The organism is Leptotrichia sp. oral taxon 215 str. W9775 (genome assembly GCF_000469505.1).
GTDB lineage: Bacteria > Fusobacteriota > Fusobacteriia > Fusobacteriales > Leptotrichiaceae > Leptotrichia_A.
This window is the reverse complement of record NZ_KI272832.1, coordinates 1-6545: the sequence shown is the minus strand read 5'-3', so window position 1 is coordinate 6545 and position 6545 is coordinate 1. Positions and strand designations below refer to the sequence as shown.

Annotated in this window: 3 protein-coding genes; all 3 read left to right on the top strand. The window is 33.7% G+C overall.

Features of this window, described 5'->3' with window-relative positions; all coding sequences use genetic code 11:
- On the top strand, positions 1-290 hold a 290-nt coding region (locus HMPREF1984_RS02695; protein ID WP_021766348.1), incomplete at its 5' end, for an adhesion protein FadA.
- A gap of 187 nt (positions 291-477) precedes the next feature.
- Positions 478-6321: an autotransporter-associated N-terminal domain-containing protein gene (locus tag HMPREF1984_RS02690; RefSeq protein WP_021766347.1), complete on the top strand. Its 5844-nt coding sequence runs from the start codon at positions 478-480 to the stop codon at positions 6319-6321.
- Positions 6322-6415: 94 nt separating this feature from the next.
- Positions 6416-6545, top strand: a 130-nt coding sequence (locus tag HMPREF1984_RS11745) for a hypothetical protein (protein WP_021766345.1), incomplete at its 3' end; no start/stop codon positions are given.

The following is a 6545-nucleotide window of genomic DNA, read 5'->3' as shown; positions in this document are numbered from 1 at the left end:
AAAACAAGTTTAACGACCTTCTTGAAAAGGAGGCACAGAAAAAAAGGGAGTTTGAAGCACAAAAATCTCAACTGGAAACAGAAGTGGCAGACCTTAAAGCAAAAGAAGAAGGAAAGGAAAAACTTTTTGAAAAATTAAAGAAAGACTCTGAAGTTAGATGGCACAGAGACAAATATAAGCAAATTTTGAACAATTATGATATATATTATAAAAATTTAGCAAAATTAATAAGAGAAAAAGAGCAGAAAATATTTGAGTTGGAACAAATACTCGCAATAATGGGAAATTAAAAGTTAAACTTCAAAAAATATTTTATTTATAAAACAGTTTTTTGTATTTCAATATTTATATGATGAAGGTAAAATACAAAAATATGTGTGGAAAACAAATTAGATTTTGAAGAATAGAATTTAAGCTTTTAAGGAGAGAAAAACGATAGTAATAAAAATACAAAATTTAGGAAAGTGAGAGTCAGTTATGAATAACAACTTAAGAAGAATAGAAAAAGAATTAAGAACATTTGTAAAGAGATGTAAAGATATAAAATATAACATGGCATTATTATTTTCATTTTTAGTAACAGGTTCATTATCACTTACAGCTAATGGAAAAGATGAGGTAGAAACAGCAAAAAAAGGGCTTCAGACATCAATAATGGATATGAAGAAGTTGTTTAAGGAAGCAAAAGCTGAAAATAATAAGTTAATGAAAGGTTCAAATCTTGAGCTAATACAATTAATGGAACAAGGAGATCATGTAGTAAAATCTCCATGGAGTTCATGGCAGTATGGAATGAATTATTTCTACAGTGACTGGAGAGGAACTTATAAAGGTATAGGAGATAAGAAGGAAAAATATCCATATGAAGGAATATTCAGAAGAGGAGAATGGTGGGAAAGAAATGTAACACCTACAGGATATGCATATAGTTTATTAAATCAAGGAGAGACAGATCTTTATTCAGCATCTACAACTAAAAGAAATGGACTTTTATTAAATGGATATGGACTTATAGAAAGAAATGCAATTTTAGAACCGACAAATGAACTGGAATTAGGGGCAAGTATAAGACCAAAAGCAGTAACAAGAACCCCAGTAGCAGTAGCAGCACCTGCTGGACCAACAGGAACAGGACCGGCATTACCTGATGTAAATATACCAAAATTTAATCCTGCTGCACCTGAAATAAATGTTCCTACACCTGGAGTGGCACCAGTTTTTAATATTGAACTGGGAGCATTTTGTAATGATATGGAAAGTTGTGCAGTTACTACAAATGCCGGATTTGGTTTTGTAAGAGGTGGAGGAACAATCGGGACTCCTAAATCGTATGGTAATGTTGGAAATGTTACTGCCAATCTTGCCAATGACCCTGCATTAAGATATTCATGGAATTTTTCTGATACAGTATCAGGTAGAAATAAGGGGCAATGGAGATTGCTGAAAGTTCATTTTGATGTTGTTGGAAGTTCAGGAGTAACTATAGAAAATCCTTTAGATATAGATTCTATAAATCCTTTAACTGCAAGTGAAAGAACAGCTGAACAAGCTGCAGGAAGGGCATTTAATAATCAGGAATTTCTTGTTGGAGGAAGCCGTATAGCAACATTAGATAATGCAAGAAATAATAGTTATATAAGAAATAATTCAACTTTAAACTTGAAAGGGCCGTTAGTTATAGGTCTTGAAATGCAGTATGATAGATTGGGAGATGCAACTGACAGAACTCTTTATAATAAGGGAATAATAACAGATGCAAGTGAAGCGGCAGATACTACGATAGGTAACGTAGCTAAAGGTGGAACAATTGATTTAGATTTAGGATTATATGGTTGGAACACAACGCCTCCTACTAACTTATCAAATCCTTCTAAAACAACATTTTATAGAAATCTGGCAGGATATTTTGGGGCAAAAATAGGAATGATATTAACTCTTGAAGATGATAGTGTGGCGGCGGCAACAAAAAAATATGTTACTAAAAATGAAACAGGAGGAAAAATAGAATTTCATGGAGATAAATCAATAGGAATTCAGATATATTCCCCTGTAAAAAATACAACTCCTAAAATAGAAATACTTAATGAAGAAGGTGCAACAATTTCAACTTCAGGAATAGAAAGTTATGGAATAAAAGTATCTTCTGCTGTTGATGCAACTAATTCATCTGTAGTAAATAAGGGTAAAATAGAAGTTAGTGGACATGATGAAAGAGCCGCAGCAGGAACTGTTCCATATGGTAAATCCGCAGGAATAGCAGTACTGGAAGATCCAAATATGGATGATAGTGCTTTTACAGCGATTCAGGCAGGGAATATGGTTAAAAATGAAGGGGAAATAAATATATCAGGAACAGGAAATACAGGATTATTTTTAAAGACAAATTTTGCAGATACTTTTACAAATGAAAGTAGTGGGAAAATAAATTTGTCAGGAAATTACAATATAGGAATGAGAATAGATAAAGGAACAGTATCAGGAGCAGCGGGAAATGCTCAGACAGGAGTGAATTCTGGAAATATTAAAATAGAAAATGGAAGTAATAATATTGGAATGTTTGCTAATGGAGCAACAGCAAATGTTACCAATGAGGGAACAATAGAGATTGCAGGTGGAAGTTCAAATGCCGGAATGATGAGTAAAATAGCTGGAAGTAAACCTACTAATAATAAAACAATAACAGTTTCAGGTGGGACAGGAAATCTGGGTATGTATATAGATACTGGATTGACTGGATATTCAGGAGCAACTTCTAAAATAGAAGTTACAGGTGGAAGTAAGAATGCCGGACTTGTAAACTTTGGTACATATAATATGAATGGAAGTACGATAACAGCTGAAGGTGAGAACTCGATAGGAGTATACTCAAAAGGAACAAGCTCTTCTACAAAATTGAATGGAAATATAGAATCTAAAAAAGGTGCGGTAGCAATGTTTGCAGAAGATTCAGAAATGGAACTGGAAAATCTTGCTGCAAAAGTAGGAGATACAGGACTACTTTTCTATAATTATACATTATCAGGTGGAAACTATACACCTACAGGAAAATTTAATATTAAGAATAATGTAAATGCAACTATAGAAAAGGGCGGAGTAGCATTCTACAATGTAGGAGCTATAGGAAGTGAGTCTACGTTCTTAAATATGCTTCATAATGCAGGAGGAGCATTGAATCTTACAATGAGGGAAGGAGGACGTTTATTCGTATTCAACCAACCTGGACTGACAGTTAATTTATCTTCAATACCTACACAACCTGTAGGTGGAACTATAAACTTGAATAATGCAAATGGAGAACATGTAGTTTCAATAACAGGAAACAAGTATAAATATTATACAGTAAATAAAGCAACATTAAATCTTGATCAGCAGGTTAACTTGAATGATGAGAATGATAAATTCCACAGTTTAGACTTTATTTCATCAAATGTAAATATAAATAGTCTTATGACCAATAATGGAGCAAATATTGCAAATAATTTAACTTATGCAGTAGCTCAAGGAAATTCAGGAAGTTCAGTAAATGATTTGAAAGTAACAAATAACTCTACAGTAGATTTAACTAATCAAGCAGGATTAACTGCAATAGTTACTGATTTTGGAACAATAGAAAATACTTCGGCTGGAATTATAAATAACACAGGAGACAATGGAATAGGATTACTTGGAATAAATGGATCAGTAGTATCTAACTTAGGTACAATAACAGTAGGAAATGGTGGAGCAGCATTATATGGAATTAACAACTTGAACCCTGCAGTAACAACAGGAGATATAAATCTTACAAATGACGGAGTAATAAACTCAACGGGAACAACAGCTGCTTCATATGGAGTAGTTGCAAAAAACCATTCAGCAACATCAACAGTAACTTTAGGAGGAAATTCTCAAATAAACTTTGGAAATAATCCTGGTGGAGTAGGAGTATATACTGAAAATACTACAATAAATAATAATGGTGGGACAATAACATTAGGAACAAATGGAGTAGGAATACAAGGAGTAAATTCAATATTGAATCTTGTAGGAGGGACTATTACAAGTGCAGCTACAGGAGCAAAGGGAGTATATTCGAATCAGGCTTTTACAAATACAGGAACAACGGTTAATCTTACAGGAGATAATTCAACTGGATTATTCTCAGCAGTTTCTGTAGCAAATAACGGAACAGTAAAAGTTGGAGATTCATCAAATCCATCAAGTCCAAGTATAGCTATATATGCTCCAACAGTTACAAATACAGGAACAGTTGAATCTGGAGTAAATTCAATAGGAATTTACTCGAATGGTGCAACAAATGTTGATCTTCAGTCAGGTTCTACACTGTCTGTAGGTTCAGGTGGAACAGGAGTATATAAAGACGGTGGAATAGTAAATGTAAATAACGGAACTACATTAAATATAGCTGCAAATAATGCGATTGGAGTATTTGGAGTAGATGCAACTGTAAATAATTATCACAGTGAAATTGGAATTGGAAATTCATCGATTGGATTTGCTGTAAAGGGAGCATCAGGAGTATTTAATGGTGCAGCAGGAACAACACAGACATTGGGAGAAGATACAATCTATGCTTACTCAAGAGAAGGAGCTGCTATTAATAACAATACTATAATAACTTCATCAGGAAATGCAAACGTAGCATTGTATGGAGATGGAAGTAATGTAAATAACAATGCTGCATTGAATTTACAATCTGGAATAGGGAATGTGGGAATGCTTAATATTAATGGTGGAACAGGAACAAATAATGCTCTTATAACAATAGGTAAGTCAAATAGTTCGGCAGATTTATATTCAATTGGTATGGCTGCAAAAGATGGTGCTCAAATATACAATAATAGTACAATAACTGTAACAGGAAATAAAGGTATAGGAATGTATGGAGCAGGAGCTGGAACAGTTGTTGAAAATAGAGCGGCAGGAAGAATAGTACTTGATGCATCAGGAGCAAATTCTTCTAACCGTATAGAGCAGATGACAGGAATGTTCCTTGATGATGGTGCATTAGGAAGAAACTATGGAGATATAATAACAGCAGGAAATTATGCAGGAAATTCTCATGTAAATGGTCTGATAGGAGTTGTTGTAAATAATAGAAGTACATTTGAAAATTATGGAAACATAAAAATAAATGCAGATTCAGGTTATGGAATGTATGTTTATAATAGTATAATAAAGAACTACGGAACAATAGAAGTAGAAGGTGGAGGAACAAAAGGCGTTTATTTCAGAAATAGTAAAGGAATAGATGAAACGACTCCATTGACTACTGGAAATGTTGACGGACAGATAAATGGAACACACCTTTCAGGTTCTCCAACAGGAGGAAAAGTAGTTGCAAATGGGGGAGCAACACCTTATGAAGCTATAACATACGATCCAACTAAGTCTTCAGGTGGAATTACACTGAAAAAAGATGTTGATGGAAAAGTAAAAGCCTTCGATGAAAATGGAAATATTATACAAACAGAGATAGTAAATAATATACCTGAAGTACAAAATTTTGCATTTTCAAATATAGGTGTGTATGTAGACACATTAGGAAGAACAAAACCTATATCAGGATCAGGATATGCACCTACAGGAACAACAGATATAATAATAGGAATAGAGGCTGCAGAAAAAACAAATGCTAAAGCAATAAAAATAGGAAATAATATATTAAAACCATTCCTAGATACAAATCCTTCAGGAAAACTGAAATTTTATTCAGGATCACTGACATGGCAAGCAACGTATGACGAAGGAGATGTAGCTGTAAGTGGAGATGAAACAGTACTTATGGCTAAATATCCATATACTAAATACGCAAACGATAGTGACTTGTATAATTTCACTGACGGACTGGAACAAAGATACGGAATGAATGAACTGGATTCAAGAGAAAAAGTATTATTCAATAAGCTTAATAGTATAGGAGATAATGAAGATATTTTATTATCTCAGGCATTTGACGAAATGATGGGACATCAGTATGCAAGTGTTCAGCAGAGAACTTATGGAACAGGAAGACTAATAGACAAAGAAATAACTCATTTATCTAAAGAATGGGATACTAAGTCTAAACAGTCAAACAAAATAAAAGTATTCGGAATGAGAGATGAATACAGTACAGATACAGCAGGAATTATCGACTATACAAGCAATGCGTATGGATTTGCATACCTGCATGAAGATGAAACAGTTAAGTTAGGAAACTCAAGCGGATGGTATGCAGGAGCGGCACATAACAGATTCAAGTTTAAAGACATAGGGGGATCAAAAGAAAATCAGACTATGTTAAAATTAGGAATCTTCAAGACAATGTCACCGTGTTAAAATTAGGAATCTTTAAGACAATGTCACCGGCACAGACCATAACGGAAGTTTACAGTGGACAATCTCAGGAGAAGGATATGTATCAAGAAACGATATGCATAGAAAATATCTGGTAGTGGATGAAATCTTCAATGCAAAATCTGACTATACAACTTATGGAGTAGCATTAAAGAATGAATTAGGATACAATATAAGAACAAGTGAAAGAACAAGTATCAGACCAT